Origin of the sequence: Xanthobacter sp. NM-25 (assembly GCF_022138605.1) — a bacterium.
Taxonomy (GTDB): domain Bacteria; phylum Pseudomonadota; class Alphaproteobacteria; order Rhizobiales; family Xanthobacteraceae; genus Xanthobacter.
The window spans coordinates 287933-302928 of the sequence record NZ_JACBFS010000004.1; the positions used below are offsets into that span (position 1 = coordinate 287933).

Consider the following 14996-nt stretch of genomic DNA (forward strand, 5'->3'; position numbering starts at 1 on the left):
GCCGGTGCCCTCAGGCCGCAGCGCGGGTGGGAGTCTCGATCGCGTCGAGCCGGGTCGCGTGGACCATGGGCATCACCGCCAGCCGCATCTTCAGCCGCGTGGCGAGATCGGCGGGTGCGCAGAACAGAACGGTCAGTTCGAGCACGCCGCCCACCCGCTCGGCCCCGAGGCTCTGCGGCAGCACATCATGAATCACGAAGGGCTCCAGCAGGCGCAGCAGCACGTTGGCATCGGCATCGGCGGTTACGACCAGGCGATATTCGTCGTGGCTCTCGGGGGCACACAGGGGGTGGGGCATCTGGAAAGATCCGAACAGGGACGCCGAAGCGTCGGTGCATGCGGCTCGCGCAGGCAGATCGCGCGTGGAGACAAGCCGCAGAAAAGGCAGGCGCGTCAGTTTACCCGGCCGACACCGTCGACCGGGCGACGAATTCGCCGCGCTGCCGGGAACAGAACCCGCACCATGTGTTCGCAGTGCCACATACCTCCTTGTAGGATGGGCGTCGCGCCCGCGTCAACCGCCGCCATGCGCCGCGGGACGACGGCGTCACGGCTGCGTCATCTCGGCGCGCGATGCGTCCCCTCGCCTTGGCGCGGAGGCACAGGCGCACTAGCTTAGGCCTCCCTCAGACTTCTTGTGGGATCGCAGTCATGGCCGCTCCAGGCCCCACATCACCGCCGGCAGGCGCCCCGCAGACGGGCGCACGCACGCCGTCGCCCGGGTCGGTCGCCGAGCCGGGACCGGAGGAACGGCTGGGCCGGGTGAGCCTGTGGCTCGCGAGCGCCGTGGCCGGTGCCGCGTTCTGTGGCGCGCTGCTGCTGTGGTGGCGCCATGGGGCGACGGTGTTTTTCGATGCGCTGAGCGCCGGCATCGGCGCCTGCATGTAGCCGACAGCGGGCCACTATCCTGCCCGCCATGGAGATTGTCCCGATCATGTCGCCTCGCCTCAAGATCCTGACCCTGTTCGGCGCGTTCGCAGCGGGCGCCCTGGTGCTGGTGGTCGGCGTCACGGCCCTGATGCCGAAAGCCGCCCAGCCGGTGGCCAGCGGCACCGCCGCGGTGGGCGGGCCGTTCTTGCTGGTGGATCAGGACGGCAAGCCCGCCACCGAAGCCATCTTGAAGGGCAAGCCCACGCTGATCTTCTTCGGTTTCACCCATTGCCCGGACGTGTGCCCGACCGCGTTGTTCGAGATGTCCGAAATCTTTGGCGCCCTGGGGCCGGATGCGGACAAGGCGCAGGCCATTTTCGTCTCGGTCGATCCCGAGCGCGACACGCCGGAGGTGATGAAGTCCTATCTCAGCAGCTTCGCACCCCAGCTGAAGGCGCTCACGGGAACGCCGGAGGCCATCGAGACCATCAAGAAGGAATATCGGGTCTATTCCCGCAAGGTGCCGCTGACCGGGGACGACTACACCATGGACCACACCGCCGTGGTCTATCTCATGGATAAGACCGGCACCTTCGTGGCCCCCTTCAACTCCAAGCAACCGCCGGCCACGGCCGCCGCCGAGCTTCGCAAGTATTTTTGAGCGCGGCCCCTCCCGCCCGCAGACCTCGGGCGGAGACGGCGTGTTGCGTCTTTTCCCAGTGGTGGGGCCGCTGGACCAGTTCCAAGAGTGCCCGCCACGCGGCCCAGGACAGCAGCAGCCAATAGATGGGAATGGTCGCCAGCAGTTTCAGTGGCAGGCTCTGCTGGCGCCGCGCTGCGCCGATGATCATGGTCAGCGCCGTGCCGAGGTAGCCCACCCCGAATGTTGTGTAGGTGAGCGCGCACACGAGCACCTCGGTGCCCGATCGGCACGGTTCGCCGAGCAGCCCCTGAGCCAGATACCAGAACAGGATCGCCAGGCAGAACGGGTGCACCAGCGCCGAGGCATAGGGCCCGGCGGTGAGCACGAACACCGCCAGCGTCTGGCGCCAGCCCAGATCCCGCATCAGCTCCAGCGGGTGGCGACCATGAACCAGCAGGGTCTGCGCCCAGCCCTTCAGCCACCGCCCGCGCTGGCCCAGCCACGCCTTGCGGGAGACAGGCGCCTCCTCGAACGTGCTGGAGCCGATGACCCGGGTGCGCCACCCCGCGCGCGCCAGACGGATGCCGAGATCGGCATCCTCGGTGACATTGAAGGGATCCCACGCGCCGACCCGCTCCAGGACATCGCGACGGAAGTGGTTGGACGTGCCACCCAGGAGGATGGGCAGTTCGAGGGCGCTGAGCACCGGCAGCAGCACATCGAACTGGGCCGCGTATTCCGCAGCGAAATGCCCGCTGATCCAGGAGACGGGGCCATTGTCGATGGTGAGGCGGGCCTGCACGCACGCCACCTGCGGCCCGCCCGAGCGGAAGGCGGCGAGGGCGCGCCGCAACTGGTCGGGCTCCGGCAGGTCCTCCGCATCGAAGATTGCCACATAGCGGCCACGGGCCAATGCCAGCGCGGTGTTGAGAGCTTTGGGCTTGGTTCGCGGGCCGATGTCCGGAACAGCCACTTCTTCCATCTGGCTCGGCAGTCCCAGGGCGGCGATGACCGCGCGGGTCTGCACATCGTCCGCCTCCACCACCAGCTTGATGTCCAGCTTCTCAGGCGGGTAGTTGAGCCGCGCCAGCGCCGCCACCAGACCGGGAACGCTGGCGGCCTCGTGATAGAGCGGCACCAGGATGGAGTAGATCGGCAAATCCCGATCCTGCAGATCGAGCGGGCGCTCATGCTCGGTTGCATCGAAGCAGCAGCCGGCCAGGCGCAGCGCCAGCCACGACAGAAAGACCAGGGACAGCAGCAGCTGCACCACCAGCACCGCCAGTGCCGGCTCGAACGCGGCGATGGCCAGCAGCAGGCCACCCATCAGCAGGGCGAGGAGGGTCAGTGACCACAGTGGATGGAGCGTGCCGGCGGAACGGGCGGGCTCCGTATCCCGCAGGCGAAACGCGGCCGCCGTCGCCAGGGCGGCGCCATCGCGGGCGACGATCTGACGGCGCAGGGCATCGGGCGCCATCAGCCGCAGCCGGTGGCGCAGTTCCGGCGCCAGCCGCAGCGCCCGTGCCAGTCGCCGCACGAGGCGCCCCTGCGGCGCCACGATGAACACCGGCGCGCTGCCGCCCAGATCCACCACCGTTGCGGTGCGCGCCGCGGCGCTTGCCAGGTCCGCCCGTGTCAGCGCGCTCGGGTCCACCGGCCACCGCGGCAGAGGTTCGAGCGGGTCGTTCAACGGCAGCCCGAGATGGGCGGCGGTGAAGCGGGCGACTTCGGCACGGGAGACAGCGCCCTGCGCCACCAGCACCTCGTCACCCCCCATGCCGATTTGCCGGGCGCGAGACTCGGCCCAGTGCAGCATGTCTTCGGCCAGATGACCGCGAAACGGCGCCAGCTCGGCCGGCAGATCGAGGGGAAGATCAGACGGAAAACCGGCCACCACGGAAGCCCCGGCGCCGGGGGGCACCCCATGCACAGCGGCATGCCCGGCCCCCGCCCCGTCGCCCTTGCCCCCAAGGCCACGTTCCATCACCATGCCGGTCCCCCCAACCCGCACGACACAACTAGAGGGTACCGTGGGCAGGATTGCTCGACCAGCGTCCATACAGCCGCAGGCTTCATCCGCCCGGCGGCGCCCCCTCTTGAAGCGGGGCTTCGTCGCGGGCCTGGCGCTGGGCGCGCTGCTGGCCGGCGCGCTGCTGGCCGGCGCGATCCTGGCGGGCGCGCCGGTGCCCGCCCTGGCGGCGCCAGAGGGCACCGGCGCCGCGGCAGCGGACCTGGGCGGCGTGGTGGTGCCGAGCTTCTGGAATGTCGAGCGGCGGCTGGAGCGCCCCGATGCCGCCGAATTGCCGAAAGAGCTGCGGATCGTCACCTCCGACGACTATCCCCCGTTCAATTTCATCGGCGCGGAAGGGGCGCTGAATGGCTTCAATGTCGACCTGGCGCGCGCCATCTGCGCCGAGCTGTCGGTGACCTGCCACATTCAGGCGGTGGCGTTCGACGGGCTTCTCGAGACCCTTGAACAAGGCCGCGCCGACGCCGCCATCGCCGGCATCGCCGCAACCCCGGCCAATCGCGCCGTGCTGGATTTCTCGGAGCGCTATCTCGGCACCCCTGCCCGCTTCGTCGCCCGCAAGGGCGCGTCCCTGGCGACGACGACCCCGGAGACGGTGGCGGCGAAGAAGGTCGCGGTGGTGTCGCGTACCGCTCACGAGGCCTATCTGCGCTCGTTCTTCAACGAGGCTGCCATTCGCCCCTATCCGGACCTGAAGACGGCGCAGGCGGCCCTCAGGAAGGGGGACGTGGACCTGCTGTTCGCCGACGGCATCGGCCTGTCGCTCTGGCTCAACGGGTCCGATTCCGCCGCCTGCTGCGTCTTCGTGGGCGGCCCCTTCACCGAGAGCCGCTTTTTTGGCGATGGCTTTGCGGTGGCGGTCAAAGCCGGCAACGACAAACTGCGTGAAGCGATCGACTACGCGCTGCAGCGGATCTGGGAAAAGGGCACTTATACCGACCTCTACCTGCGCTGGTTCCCCATCGGCTTCTACTGAGCGGCCCCCGCCAGAATGGCGGCAATGGCATCAATGCCTTCGGGATCATCGGCGATGCGGTCGGTGAGCAGCCGGTACCAATTGAAGCCGATGTAAAGGGACAGCAGCGGCTCCACCGCCTCCGCACGGACCTCGCCGCGGCCCGCCGCCCGCGCGAACAGTTCGCGCACGTCGTGCAGCCGTTGGGGCAGGAACTTATCGCGCAGGCTCTGCTGGGCACTCTCGCTGGTCTGCGAGTCGGCGATCAAAGCCCGGAAGGTGCGGCCGGAGGGGGTGTCGCGCCAGAACGACCACAGGCCCCGGGTGTAGGTCACAAGATCTCCCCGCAGGCTGCCCGTGTCCGGCGGGCTGAGGGCGGCGGTCTTTTCCGCACCGTAGACATCAATGAACAGGTCGGTCTTCGTGGGCCACCAGCGGTAGATGGTCGGTTTGCCCGCGCCCGCGCGGCGCGCCACTTCCTCGATGGAGAATCCGGCGTAACCGCGTTCCGCCAACAGCGCCCGCGCCGCGGCCAGAATGGCCGCCTCCGCCTCGGGATTGCGGCGCGCGCCGATGGATGAACGGCGGTGGGCCTCCGGCGTGCGGGCGTTCAAAGCGACCTCCTCCTCAATCCTGCCCCTTGATAACCGAAACGGATCGTATATATCAACGCCCACAAATTGAACGAGCCGTTTCGTTCCATTTCTGGAAATCGATCATGATCACTTTTCCCTTCTGGTCCCACCTGCGCTTTCTCGGGGTGATGATGGTGGGGGCCTATATCCTCATCAACGGCATTCTGCTGGTGCTTTCGCCGCTGGTCACCGGCTGGCCCTTCTGGGCGACCACCCTGTGCGCCGTGCCGCCCATGGTGATCGGCATGGTGCATGTGGTGCTGCCGCTGGCCCGTCGCCCGCGCACGCCGTCTGCGCGTTGACGCCACGGTTTCCCCTTCCTAAGTATCGCGCTCCTTTCCTGGAGCCGATCATGACTGAAGCCACGTCCGCCTTTGCCGTTCCGGCCGAACTCGCCGGCGAGCTGAAGCGCGTCGCCGAGACGGCCAATGCCTGGCCGTTCGAAGAAGCGCGGAAGCTGGTGGAGCGGCTGAAGCGCAAACCCAAGGACGAGGTGCTGTTCGAGACCGGCTATGGCCCTTCCGGCCTGCCCCACATCGGCACCTTCGGCGAGGTAGCGCGCACCACCATGGTGCGCCACGCCTTCCGCATCCTCACCGAGGACAAGATCCGCACCCGCCTCGTCGCCTTCTCCGACGACATGGACGGCCTGCGCAAGGTGCCGGACAACGTGCCCAACAAGGAGATGCTGCAGGCCGCCCTCGGCCTGCCGCTCACCAAGGTGCCGGACCCCTTCGGGACCTATCCGAGCTTCGGCGAGCACAACAATGCGCGCCTGCGCGCCTTCCTGGACGCCTTCGGCTTCCAGTATGAGTTCATGTCGGCGACCCAGTGCTACCTGTCTGGCGCCTTCGATGCGACCCTGCTCAAGGTGCTGGCGAACTATGAGCGCATCATGGAAATCATGCTGCCCTCGCTGCGGGAAGAGCGTGCGGCCTCCTATTCGCCGTTCCTGCCCGTATGCCCGCGCACCGGCCGCGTGCTGCAGGTGCCGATCGTGGCGCACGACGCCGCCGCCGGCACAATCTCCTATGATGACCCGGAAACCGCTGAGCGCGTGACGCTTCCCGTCACCGGCGGCCATTGCAAGCTGCAGTGGAAGCCCGATTGGGCGATGCGCTGGGTCGCTATGGGTGTCGATTATGAGATGGCCGGCAAAGACCTGATCGATTCTGTCAAGCTCTCCGCCAAGATCGCCACCGCGCTCGGCGGTGATCCGCCGGAGGGCTTCAATTACGAGCTGTTCCTGGACGAGAAGGGGCAGAAGATCTCCAAGTCAAAGGGGAACGGCCTGTCTATCGAAGAGTGGCTCACCTATGCCTCTCCCGAAAGCCTGGCGCTGTTCATGTATCAGTCGCCCCGCTCGGGTAAGCGGCTGTACTTCGACGTCATCCCGCGCAACGTGGATGACTACTTCAATTTCCTTGCCAAGTATCCGGATCAGGACTGGAAGCAGCGCCTGGGCAATCCGGTGTGGCACATCCATGCCGGTCATCCCCCGGTGGTGGACATGCCGGTTTCCTTCACCATGCTGCTCAACCTCGCCTCCGCCTCCAACACCGAGGATGAAGGGGTGCTGTGGGGCTTTCTCAACCGCCACGTGCCCGGCGTGTCAGCGGCCACCCATCCCAAGCTCGCCGAGCTGGTCGGATACGCGGTCAAGTACTTCCACGATTTCGTGAAGCCCAACAAGGTGTTCCGCGTGCCCGACGCGGTCGAGCGGGAGGCACTGCAGACGTTGGATGCGGCGCTCGCCGCCCTGCCCGCGCAGGCCAGTGGCGAGGACATTCAGACCGCGCTTTACGACGTGGCGCGGCCTATTCCGCGCTATCAGGACCTCAAAGCCAAGGGCGCCACGCCGGAGCGGCCGGGTGTCTCCATCGAATGGTTCAACACCCTCTATCAGGTGTTGCTGGGGCTGGAACGCGGCCCGCGCTTCGGCTCTTTCGTGGAGATCTACGGCATCGCGGAAACCCGCGCGCTGATCGCCAAGGCGCTCGCCGGCGAGCTGGCCGGAGCCGCCTGAAGGCACCGGCCCTGCGACCTCGGGATCACCCACCGCCCCGGGCGGGAAGGTGGCCCCGGGATCTGCGCCTTTCGTGCGGCCGGCGCGGCGCCATAGGATCCTCACCGCCCGCCGGCCGCCGCGTCGACCTCAATCTGTGACAGGTCCGCCAGCATGGCACGGCCGCGGCCCGCAGCCTTGGCCGCATAAAGGGCGAGATCCCCTGCCCGCAACAGCCCGCCGAGCGAGAGGCCCCGCGCCACCTCCGCAGCGCTCGCGGCGGCCACACCGACGCTGAGCCCCACGGAAACGGTCTCGCCGCGAAAGTCCATGGGTGTGCTGACGAGGCTGATGAGCCGCGCCGCGAGGGCATCGGCACCAGCCTGGGGATCGACCTCCGCGGCCTGCACGACGACAAACTCGTCGCCCCCCACCCGGGCCACCAGATCCTCCCCCCGGGTCGCCTGCTTCAGGCGTTCCGCGACAGTGCGCAGCACGGCATCGCCGGCCTCGTGGCCGAGGCTGTCGTTCACCCGCTTGAAGCGGTCGAGATCGAGGCACAACACCGCCAGTCCCGCGCCGGTGCGCCGCGCCCGGGCCATCTCCGCCTCCAGGCGATCCTGCAGCAGGGTGCGATTGGCAAGGCCCGTGAGAGCATCATGGGCGGCCAGATGCGCCAGGCGCTGCTCCGCCGCCTTGCGCCGTGAGATGTTGCGGACCGACACCACATAACCATCGGGCAAACCGGTCTGCGGATCCCGTGTGCGGCGGATGAAGGCCTCAATCCACACCCAGTGCCCGTCCTTGTGACGCTGGCGCTGCTCGCTGCGGGCCGCGTTCACCCGCCCCTCACGCAATTCGTTCATCATCCTGGCGAACGCCGGCATATCGTCCGGATGGACGATTTCCACCGCCCGCCGGCCCACCAACTCTTCGGGCTCATAGCCCAGCAGCTCCCGACAGGCCGGCGACACGTAGCGCCGCACACCGTTGAGATCGCCGCGCACGATGGTGTCGGTGGAATTCTCCGCCAGCAGCCGGAACAGGGCCATGTGCGCCATGGCCTCCTGCGCGGCGGCGCCCAGGGCCAGCAGGCTGGCCGCGCCGGCTGCCAGATCCGCCAGCTGGGCGCACTCCTCAGCCGTGAGGACGCGCGGCGCCGGGTCCATCAGCATCAGCAGGCGCGGCTGCGGACCGTCGCCCGGCAGCGGCAGCGCCGCGACGCATCCCTCGGCCCCGCCGCCCGCCCTGGCCGTATCCCGGTGGGCGAGCGCCCAGTCTGCGGCGCGGGCCAGCGCATCCTCCGACGGGGCGGTCCCCGCCAACACCGCGCCCGCCAGCACTGCGCCCGCCTGCCACACCACCGCGTGCGTCACCTTAAAGGTCAGCGCCGCCAGGCGGCACAAGGCCTCCAGGCCGCGCGTCAGCTCCGCGGCTGTGGCACCGGGCGCGGTCCCGTCTGCCCCAGCTGCCGCGGGTCGCACGGCATCCCCATCGGCCACATCCACGCAGTGGGCGCCAGGCGAGTAAGAGGAAGGCGGTGCGGCTGCCATGACATCCGTGTCCGAAACCCGTTGCCCAAAAGCGGGCACGAATCCCGCTGAAGTCTATGCGAAACCGCGCGCCGTGCGGAGCCCACACAGAGGCGGACGGGCGCCCGGCTTCGCGCCAGAACGGGCGCACAGGAGCGGTGAAACGACTTAATTCTTTTAATCGACCGATTTAATGGTTATAACGAACCCATCGACGCAGAACCCGTCAGCGGTTGGAGTTTCATCATGAGCTTGCATCTCGGCGATATTGTTCCCGATTTCACCGCCCAGACCACACAAGGGCCGATCAGCTTCCATGACTGGTTGGGCGACAGCTGGGGCATCCTGTTTTCCCACCCGAAGAATTTCACCCCGGTCTGCACCACCGAACTGGGCCAGGTGGCCCATCTCAAGAGCGAGTTCGACAAGCGCGGCGTGAAGGTCATCGGCCTTTCGGTGGACACCATCGAGAACCACCCGGCCTGGGTCCAGGACATCAAGGATGCCACCGGCTCGACCCTGAATTTCCCGCTCATCGCCGATGCCAACAAGAAGGTGTCGACGCTCTATGATCTGATCCATCCGAACGTCAGCGACACGGCGACGGTCCGCTCTGTGTTCGTCATTGGGCCCGACAAGAAGCTCAAGCTCTCCATCACCTATCCCGCCTCCACCGGCCGCAACTTCCAGGAGATCCTGCGGGTGGTGGATTCGCTCCAGCTCACCGCCAAGCACGCGGTGGCCACCCCGGTGGACTGGAAGAGCGGCGATGACGTGATCATCGTTCCCTCGCTGAACGACGAGGCGGCGAAGGAACGGTTCCCGAACGGCTGGAAGACGGTGAAGCCCTATCTGCGCGTGGTGCCGCAGCCGGGCCAGTGAGCGGTCGGGGCGAAAGCGCGGCGCTGACGCAGCGCCGGCGATGCCCCGCGTCCCTTCTCCGGTCGGCCCCCAGGCCGACCGGAGCCCATGTCAGGCCGACATGATGTAATCGCGCAGCGCGGCATGCTCGCGCTCCATCTCCTGGACGCGGAACTTCACCACGTCGCCGATGGAGATGATGCCCACCAGCCGGTCACCATCCACCACCGGCACGTGGCGGAAACGGCCGCGCGTCATGCGCTCCATGATCACCGGAATGGTCTCCTCGGCGGTGCAGGTCACCACGGCGCGGGTCATCACCTTTTCCAGCGGCGCCGAGAGGGCCTGTGTGCCCCGTTCGCCCATCAGGCGCACCACGTCGCGTTCCGAGATGATGCCTTCCACCACCATGTGATCGTCCACCACCACGATCGCGCCGATGTGGTGCTGGGCCAGCCGGGCCACCGCATCGCCCAGCGTGGCCTGGGGCCCGATGGTGACGATGTCCCCACTCTTCTGCTTCAAGATCGTGTTCACGGTCATTGGCGTCTGCTCCCATCAACACAGCGCCCAACCGGACGAGCTTCATGCTCTTTTTCTCGGCCGTCGCCTTCCGAAGGGGAAAATGATCCATCGCAATCTGCCGCAACGCAAGTGCATTGCGCAGCTGCCGCATGGCGCGGCCGAGCGGCGGGTCTCCCGCGAACATCAAGCGATGAGAAGCAGCTCGGGTTCCACCATACCGAGGCACCGGCAGCGGGCGCGGCCCGCGGTCACGCCCGCCGTCGCGGGATGGGGTCGAACAGGCCGAACAGCACCAGGCCTGCCGCGAAGCCGCCCACGTGCGCCTGCCAGGCCACTTCCGCGCCATCACTCCCGGGCATGGAAACGCCGATCCCGAACAACAGGTTCAGGCCGAACCAGATGGCGATGAAGATGAGCATCTGGCCGTTGCGGAAGCTGCTCAGCAGCGAATCCGCCGGGTGGTGATCGCCGCCGGCGCCACCGCTGAGCACCCCGCCGGGGGAGAAGGCGAAACGGATGGCCGCGGCCATGACGCCGGAAACGGTGGCGGACGCCCCCACCAGGGGCACCAGCGCATCGGGATGGGTCAGGTAGTGCGCCGCCGCGCCGGCCGCCGCGGTGACGGCGCAGAACACGATGAAACGCAGCGCCCCGAACCGCCGCGCCACGGGCGTGCCGAATGCGAAGAACCAGACGAGGTTCACGCCCAGATGCATCCAATTGGCATGCAGCATGGCGTAGGTGACCACGGTCCATACCTTCGGCCCCCAGCCCCCCGGCAGATAGAACATGGTATCCGGCAAGGTGTAGCGGGCGGGGATGAAGGCGAAATAGGTCAGCACCTCCACGTCCGCCGCCTCGCTCAGAAGCAGCGTGCGGATGGCGTGAATAGCCACCAGCACCAGCGCCACGCCGGCAATGCTGCCGGGGACGTTGAACATGGGCTGTCGGGCGGGCGGGCGAGGCCGGAAGGGAGGCAGGTGCGACACCCCTTCGACATAGGCAGGCCCGTGGCCGCCGGCAAGGGAAATCCCCGCTCGCCGGCCCCGGCAAACTGCCAGGCCCGACGGGCGCGGCTATGGCCCGCGAACGCCGACCGGTTAAGGTTAATAGAAGGTTGACGCCGCAATTGCGGCCGACATGGGGCATTATGATTTTGTTAACCCCTTGCGGATGCCCGCGATGCCCCAGCGCCTGCTCGACCTTTTCCTGCGGATTTTGCCGGCTGTCGCCGTGATGACGGCGGGCATCGCCATGGCCCAGGCACAGGACATCCAGTTCGCCAACCTGGCGCCCGGGTTCGCCCCCCGCCACCTCGCCGACCGCGGCGCGACCAGCGCGCCGAGCGGCTATGTGCGGTTCTGTGCGCAGCATCGCGGCGATTGCGGCAGCAGCGGCAGCCAGACCTCCATCATCCGCCTCGACGACGAGCGCGCGGCCGAGCTCGATCGGGTCAATCGCGGCGTCAACGCGCGTATCGAGCCGGTCACCGACCTCGACCATTTCGGCGAGACCGAGCGCTGGGACTATCCGGACGACGGCAAAGGCGATTGCGAGGACTATGTTCTTGAGAAGCGCCGCACGCTGCTCAACCTCGGCTGGCCGAGCTCGGCCATGCTCATCACCGTGGTGCGCGACCGCGAGGGCAACGGCCACGCCGTGCTCACCGTGGTGACCGACCGCGGCGACCTGATCCTCGACAACCAGGAGGACGACATTCTCTCCTGGAAGGACACGGGATACCGCTATGTGAAGCGGCAGTCCCAGTTCGATCCCACCCGTTGGGTGTCGCTCGGCGAAACCCAGGTGCCGATCGCGGTGGGCAGCCGCCGCTGAGGCGGCGCCCTCCCCTCAGTCGCCAGACATCAATCGATGCGGACGAGGCCGGCGGTATAGCGCCGGCCGTTGTTCTGATAGCTGAGAGCGCTCTTCTCCAGCCCCGCCACGGCGGCATCATCAAGGCTGCGCACGGCCTTCGCCGGCGAGCCGACGATCAGCGAGCGCTCGGGGAAGGTCTTGCCCTCGGTCACCAGGGCGCCGGCGCCCACCAGGCTGTTGGCGGGAATGGTGGCGCGGTTGAGCACGGTGGCCCCCATGCCGATCAGGCTGTTATCGCCGATGATGCAGCCATGCAGGATCACATTGTGCCCGACGGTCACATTGCGGCCGATGGTCAGCGGGCACCCCATATCGGTGTGGAGCACGGAGTTTTCCTGAATGTTGCTCCCCTCCCCCACCACGATCGGCTCATTGTCGCCGCGCAGCACGGAGCCGAACCAGATGCTGGCGCCCTCCTTGACGATCACCTTGCCGATCAGCACCGCCGTCGGCGCGATCCAGAAATTGCCGGAAGCCGGAAGCTCGGGAGCGATACCATCGAGGGCATAGAGCGGCATGGGCGTGTTCCTCCGAATGTGGCGCGATGGGCGCACTTGCCTCCCCTACCGCCATTGGCGCGCCCCCGCTAGGCCTTCGCTCGGCCCGGGCAGGGAACGAAGCGGCACCGTGCGGGGTTGCATCTCCAAGGCCAACCCCATGGGAGCGTCCATGTCCGTCGCCATGATCCTGCTGCCGCTGTTCGTTCATGTGGCCCTGTTGCTGGGGCTGCTCTTGGCCGCCCTGGTGGGCGAGCGCCAGCAGCCGGCCATGGACCCGCCGGGGCATCCGCAGGGGCGCACCCTGTCGTCTCTGCTGTTCGCCACCCTCACGGTGCTGACCCTCGTCACCCACAAGGCGGACATCATCTTTCTGGTCCTGGCCTGGCTGTTCGTGCTGGCCGATGCGGTGCGCGGGCTGGCACCGGCGGGGCGCGGTCACCGCGGCCCCGAGCTGGTGGCGCTGGTGGTGCTCGCCCTCGCCTGGGCGGCGTTCGCGCTTTCCATTCTCCTCAACATCTGAAGCTGTGCCGATTGACAGACGCCGCCGCGCGGCGGAGGAGTCGCACTTTGCCCCTTCAGGTGAGCCGATGGACGACCCCACCCGCCATCTCCTGAGCATTGGCGGCCATCGCGTGCTGTTCGTGATGGCCACGAGCCAGGAGTATGGACCACATCTTCAGGCCCGCATCGCCCCGCTCATCACCGGCGTCGGGCCGGTGGAGGCTGCGGTGGAGACCGCCCGCGCCCTGGCCCGCCTTGATCACGCGGGTCAGCTGCCGGATGTGGTGTTCACCCTGGGCTCGGCCGGATCGCGGCGGCTCGCCCATGCGGAGGTCTACCAGGTCTCCCACCTCGCCTATCGCGACATGGATGCCTCGCCCCTCGGCGTCGAGAAGGGGCGCACCCCGTTTCTCGACGAGCCGGCGGTGATCGCCCTTGAGCACCATATCGAAGGCATTCCCGCCGCCTCCCTTTCCACCGGCGGCGCCATCATCTCAGGCGCCGCTTACGATGCGATCGCCGAGGACATGGTGGACATGGAGAGCTTCGCCGTGCTGCGCGCGGCGCGCCGCTTCCATTTGCCCATCATTGGCCTGCGAGGCATCAGCGACGGGAAGAGCACGCTCTCCCGCCATGAAGACTGGACCGAATACTTGCACATCATCGACGAGAAGCTGGCCCACGCCCTCGACCTGTTCATGGCGCAAACCGCCGCCCGCGGCCTGGTTGCGGCCGGGGAGCGCCAGCCGTGACCCCAGCCGCCCGCATCGCCGCCGCCATCGAGGTCATGGCCGACATCTCCGCGCGCCGACGGCCCGCGCCCGATGCCCTCAAGGACTGGGGCCTCTCGCACCGCTTCGCCGGCTCGGGTGACCGCGCCGCCATTGCCGGACTGGTCTATGACACCCTGCGGCGGCGCGCCTCATCCGCCGCCGTCATGGGCTCCGAGGCGCCCCGCGCCCTGGTACTGGGCATGTTGAGCGTGATGCGCGGTCTCGACGTGACGGCCATCGCCGCCCTGGCGGACGGGTCCCGCTATGCGCCGGCGGCCTTGACCGACCGGGAGCGCGAGCAGCTCACCGAGCCCAGCCTGGCCGGCGCCCCGCCGTTCGTGCGCGGCGATTATCCTCAATGGCTCCACGCCTCCCTGCGACACGTGTTCGGCGACGAGGTGGTGGACGAGGGCCAGGCCCTGGCCACCCGCGCCCCCCTCGACCTGCGCATCAACACCCTCAAGGCGACGCCCGAGGCAGCCGCCGCGGCGCTGGCCCACCTCAACCCCCAGCCGGGGCGCTTTTCACCCCTTGCCTTGCGCATCGCGCTCGGCGCCGACGGCAAGGCACCGCCGGTGACGGCGGAACCCGCCTTCCTCAAGGGCGAGGTGGAGGTTCAGGACGAAGGCTCGCAGCTCGCCGCCATCCTGGCTCAGCCCCTGCCCGGCAGCCAGGTGCTCGATCTGTGCGCGGGGGCTGGCGGCAAGACGCTGGAGTTCGCCGCGCTCATGGACAACAGCGGCCAGCTCTATGCCCACGATGCCGATATTCGCCGGCTGAAGCCCATGCATGAGCGGCTGACCCGCGCCGGCGTGCGCAATGTGCAGGTCCGCGCGCCGCGCGGCGCGGAGAAGGTCCTGGCTGATCTCGAGGCCCGCATGGATCTGGTGCTGGTGGACGCCCCCTGCACCGGCACCGGCACCTGGCGACGCAACCCCGATGCCAAGTGGCGCGTGCGCCCCGGCGCCCTGGCCCAGCGCACCGCCGACCAGGCCCGCATTCTGGAGGATGCCGCCCAATATGTGCGGCCGGGCGGGCGGCTCGCTTATGTCACCTGCTCTCTTCTGGATGAGGAGAACGGCGCCCAGATCCGCGCGTTTCTCACCAAGCGGCCAGACTTCTCGGTCATTCTGCCCACCGAGAACGTGCTGGCCCTCGGCGAACGGGGCCTTGCCCTGCGCGACGCCGCGCTCACCAGCCGCGAGGGCCTGCTGATGACGCCGCGCCGAACCGGCACCGACGGCTTCTTCGTCAGCGTGCTGAAGCGCACGTAGCACGTTTTAGTTGTA

At 68.1% G+C, this 14996-nt stretch carries 17 protein-coding genes; 10 read left to right on the forward strand and 7 right to left on the reverse strand.

What is annotated here, in order from left to right:
* Positions 1 to 10 precede the first annotated feature (10 nt).
* Positions 11 to 298, reverse strand: coding sequence for a hypothetical protein (locus MEU52_RS13055; protein WP_238122716.1), 288 nt, complete (start codon positions 296 to 298; stop codon positions 11 to 13).
* A gap of 464 nt (positions 299 to 762) precedes the next feature.
* On the opposite strand from MEU52_RS13055, the gene MEU52_RS21835 reads away from it, so the two are divergent.
* Both MEU52_RS21835 and MEU52_RS13060 read left to right on the forward strand, forming a co-directional pair.
* On the forward strand, positions 763 to 888 hold the full coding sequence (locus MEU52_RS21835; RefSeq protein WP_273546339.1) for a hypothetical protein: 126 nt from the start codon (positions 763 to 765) through the stop codon (positions 886 to 888).
* Positions 889 to 934: 46 nt separating this feature from the next.
* A complete protein-coding gene (locus tag MEU52_RS13060; RefSeq protein ID WP_238122717.1) occupies positions 935 to 1531 on the forward strand; it encodes an SCO family protein in 597 nt (198 codons plus the stop codon).
* Here the strand turns inward: MEU52_RS13060 and MEU52_RS13065 are convergent.
* Complete coding sequence (locus MEU52_RS13065) at positions 1476 to 3503, reverse strand: glycosyltransferase (RefSeq protein WP_238122718.1); 2028 nt, start codon at positions 3501 to 3503, stop codon at positions 1476 to 1478. The two genes, MEU52_RS13060 and MEU52_RS13065, sit on opposite strands and share 56 nt — an antisense overlap.
* Positions 3504 to 3609: 106 nt before the next feature.
* Here MEU52_RS13065 and MEU52_RS13070 point away from each other — a divergent pair, with 106 nt between their 5' ends.
* Positions 3610 to 4518 carry a transporter substrate-binding domain-containing protein gene (locus tag MEU52_RS13070; RefSeq protein WP_238122719.1) on the forward strand — a complete coding sequence of 303 codons (909 nt, stop codon included), beginning with the start codon at positions 3610 to 3612 and terminating at the stop codon, positions 4516 to 4518.
* Here the strand turns inward: MEU52_RS13070 and MEU52_RS13075 are convergent.
* The gene (locus tag MEU52_RS13075; RefSeq protein ID WP_238122720.1) at positions 4512 to 5111 is read right to left on the reverse strand and encodes a TetR/AcrR family transcriptional regulator; all 600 of its coding nucleotides are present in this window, start codon (positions 5109 to 5111) and stop codon (positions 4512 to 4514) included. The two genes, MEU52_RS13070 and MEU52_RS13075, sit on opposite strands and share 7 nt — an antisense overlap.
* A gap of 104 nt (positions 5112 to 5215) precedes the next feature.
* On the opposite strand from MEU52_RS13075, the gene MEU52_RS13080 reads away from it, so the two are divergent.
* Positions 5216 to 5434, forward strand: coding sequence for a hypothetical protein (locus tag MEU52_RS13080; RefSeq protein WP_238122721.1), 219 nt, complete (start codon positions 5216 to 5218; stop codon positions 5432 to 5434).
* Between the two features lie 50 nt (positions 5435 to 5484).
* Positions 5485 to 7158 carry a lysine--tRNA ligase gene (locus tag MEU52_RS13085; protein WP_238122722.1) on the forward strand — a complete coding sequence of 558 codons (1674 nt, stop codon included), beginning with the start codon at positions 5485 to 5487 and terminating at the stop codon, positions 7156 to 7158.
* A 101-nt stretch (positions 7159 to 7259) separates the two neighbouring features.
* Here the strand turns inward: MEU52_RS13085 and MEU52_RS13090 are convergent, their stop codons facing one another.
* On the reverse strand, positions 7260 to 8690 hold the full coding sequence (locus MEU52_RS13090) for a diguanylate cyclase (RefSeq protein WP_238122723.1): 1431 nt from the start codon (positions 8688 to 8690) through the stop codon (positions 7260 to 7262).
* A 225-nt stretch (positions 8691 to 8915) separates the two neighbouring features.
* Between MEU52_RS13090 and MEU52_RS13095 the strand changes: the two genes are divergently transcribed.
* On the forward strand, positions 8916 to 9551 hold the full coding sequence (locus tag MEU52_RS13095) for a peroxiredoxin (RefSeq protein WP_238122724.1): 636 nt from the start codon (positions 8916 to 8918) through the stop codon (positions 9549 to 9551).
* A gap of 90 nt (positions 9552 to 9641) precedes the next feature.
* On the opposite strand, the gene MEU52_RS13100 is transcribed toward MEU52_RS13095, so the two are convergent.
* A complete protein-coding gene (locus MEU52_RS13100; RefSeq protein WP_238122725.1) occupies positions 9642 to 10073 on the reverse strand; it encodes a CBS domain-containing protein in 432 nt (143 codons plus the stop codon).
* A 230-nt stretch (positions 10074 to 10303) separates the two neighbouring features.
* Positions 10304 to 10996: a rhomboid family intramembrane serine protease gene (locus tag MEU52_RS13105; protein ID WP_238122726.1), complete on the reverse strand. Its 693-nt coding sequence runs from the start codon at positions 10994 to 10996 to the stop codon at positions 10304 to 10306.
* Between the two features lie 241 nt (positions 10997 to 11237).
* Between MEU52_RS13105 and MEU52_RS13110 the strand changes: the two genes are divergently transcribed.
* The gene (locus tag MEU52_RS13110) at positions 11238 to 11891 is read left to right on the forward strand and encodes a transglutaminase-like cysteine peptidase (protein WP_238122727.1); all 654 of its coding nucleotides are present in this window, start codon (positions 11238 to 11240) and stop codon (positions 11889 to 11891) included.
* 29 nt (positions 11892 to 11920) lie between these two features.
* Here MEU52_RS13110 and MEU52_RS13115 read toward each other — a convergent pair whose 3' ends face one another.
* Positions 11921 to 12451, reverse strand: a complete 531-nt coding sequence (locus tag MEU52_RS13115; RefSeq protein WP_238122728.1) for a gamma carbonic anhydrase family protein — start codon at positions 12449 to 12451, stop codon at positions 11921 to 11923.
* Between the two features lie 151 nt (positions 12452 to 12602).
* Here MEU52_RS13115 and MEU52_RS13120 point away from each other — a divergent pair, with 151 nt between their 5' ends.
* The 3 genes from MEU52_RS13120 (at position 12603) to MEU52_RS13130 (ending at position 14981) form a co-directional block, all read left to right on the forward strand.
* Positions 12603 to 12953 carry a hypothetical protein gene (locus MEU52_RS13120; protein ID WP_238122729.1) on the forward strand — a complete coding sequence of 117 codons (351 nt, stop codon included), beginning with the start codon at positions 12603 to 12605 and terminating at the stop codon, positions 12951 to 12953.
* Positions 12954 to 13020: 67 nt separating this feature from the next.
* Entirely contained in the window at positions 13021 to 13686 is a 666-nt protein-coding gene (locus tag MEU52_RS13125) for a 5'-methylthioadenosine/S-adenosylhomocysteine nucleosidase (RefSeq protein WP_238122730.1), read from the forward strand.
* Entirely contained in the window at positions 13683 to 14981 is a 1299-nt protein-coding gene (locus MEU52_RS13130; RefSeq protein ID WP_238122731.1) for an RsmB/NOP family class I SAM-dependent RNA methyltransferase, read from the forward strand. The genes MEU52_RS13125 and MEU52_RS13130 overlap by 4 nt, the downstream gene beginning before the upstream one ends.
* Positions 14982 to 14996 lie beyond the last annotated feature (15 nt).

Coding starts and splice junctions, on each gene's coding strand:
- MEU52_RS13055 (WP_238122716.1), bottom strand. CDS start 298: ATGCCCCACCCCCTGTGTGCCCCCGAGAGCCACGACGAATATCGCCTG.
- MEU52_RS13060 (WP_238122717.1), top strand. CDS start 935: ATGTCGCCTCGCCTCAAGATCCTGACCCTGTTCGGCGCGTTCGCAGCG.
- MEU52_RS13065 (WP_238122718.1), bottom strand. CDS start 3,503: ATGGTGATGGAACGTGGCCTTGGGGGCAAGGGCGACGGGGCGGGGGCC.
- MEU52_RS13080 (WP_238122721.1), top strand. CDS start 5,216: ATGATCACTTTTCCCTTCTGGTCCCACCTGCGCTTTCTCGGGGTGATG.
- MEU52_RS13085 (WP_238122722.1), top strand. CDS start 5,485: ATGACTGAAGCCACGTCCGCCTTTGCCGTTCCGGCCGAACTCGCCGGC.
- MEU52_RS13090 (WP_238122723.1), bottom strand. CDS start 8,690: ATGGCAGCCGCACCGCCTTCCTCTTACTCGCCTGGCGCCCACTGCGTG.
- MEU52_RS13095 (WP_238122724.1), top strand. CDS start 8,916: ATGAGCTTGCATCTCGGCGATATTGTTCCCGATTTCACCGCCCAGACC.
- MEU52_RS13100 (WP_238122725.1), bottom strand. CDS start 10,073: ATGACCGTGAACACGATCTTGAAGCAGAAGAGTGGGGACATCGTCACC.
- MEU52_RS13105 (WP_238122726.1), bottom strand. CDS start 10,996: ATGTTCAACGTCCCCGGCAGCATTGCCGGCGTGGCGCTGGTGCTGGTG.
- MEU52_RS13110 (WP_238122727.1), top strand. CDS start 11,238: ATGCCCCAGCGCCTGCTCGACCTTTTCCTGCGGATTTTGCCGGCTGTC.
- MEU52_RS13115 (WP_238122728.1), bottom strand. CDS start 12,451: ATGCCGCTCTATGCCCTCGATGGTATCGCTCCCGAGCTTCCGGCTTCC.
- MEU52_RS13120 (WP_238122729.1), top strand. CDS start 12,603: ATGTCCGTCGCCATGATCCTGCTGCCGCTGTTCGTTCATGTGGCCCTG.
- MEU52_RS13125 (WP_238122730.1), top strand. CDS start 13,021: ATGGACGACCCCACCCGCCATCTCCTGAGCATTGGCGGCCATCGCGTG.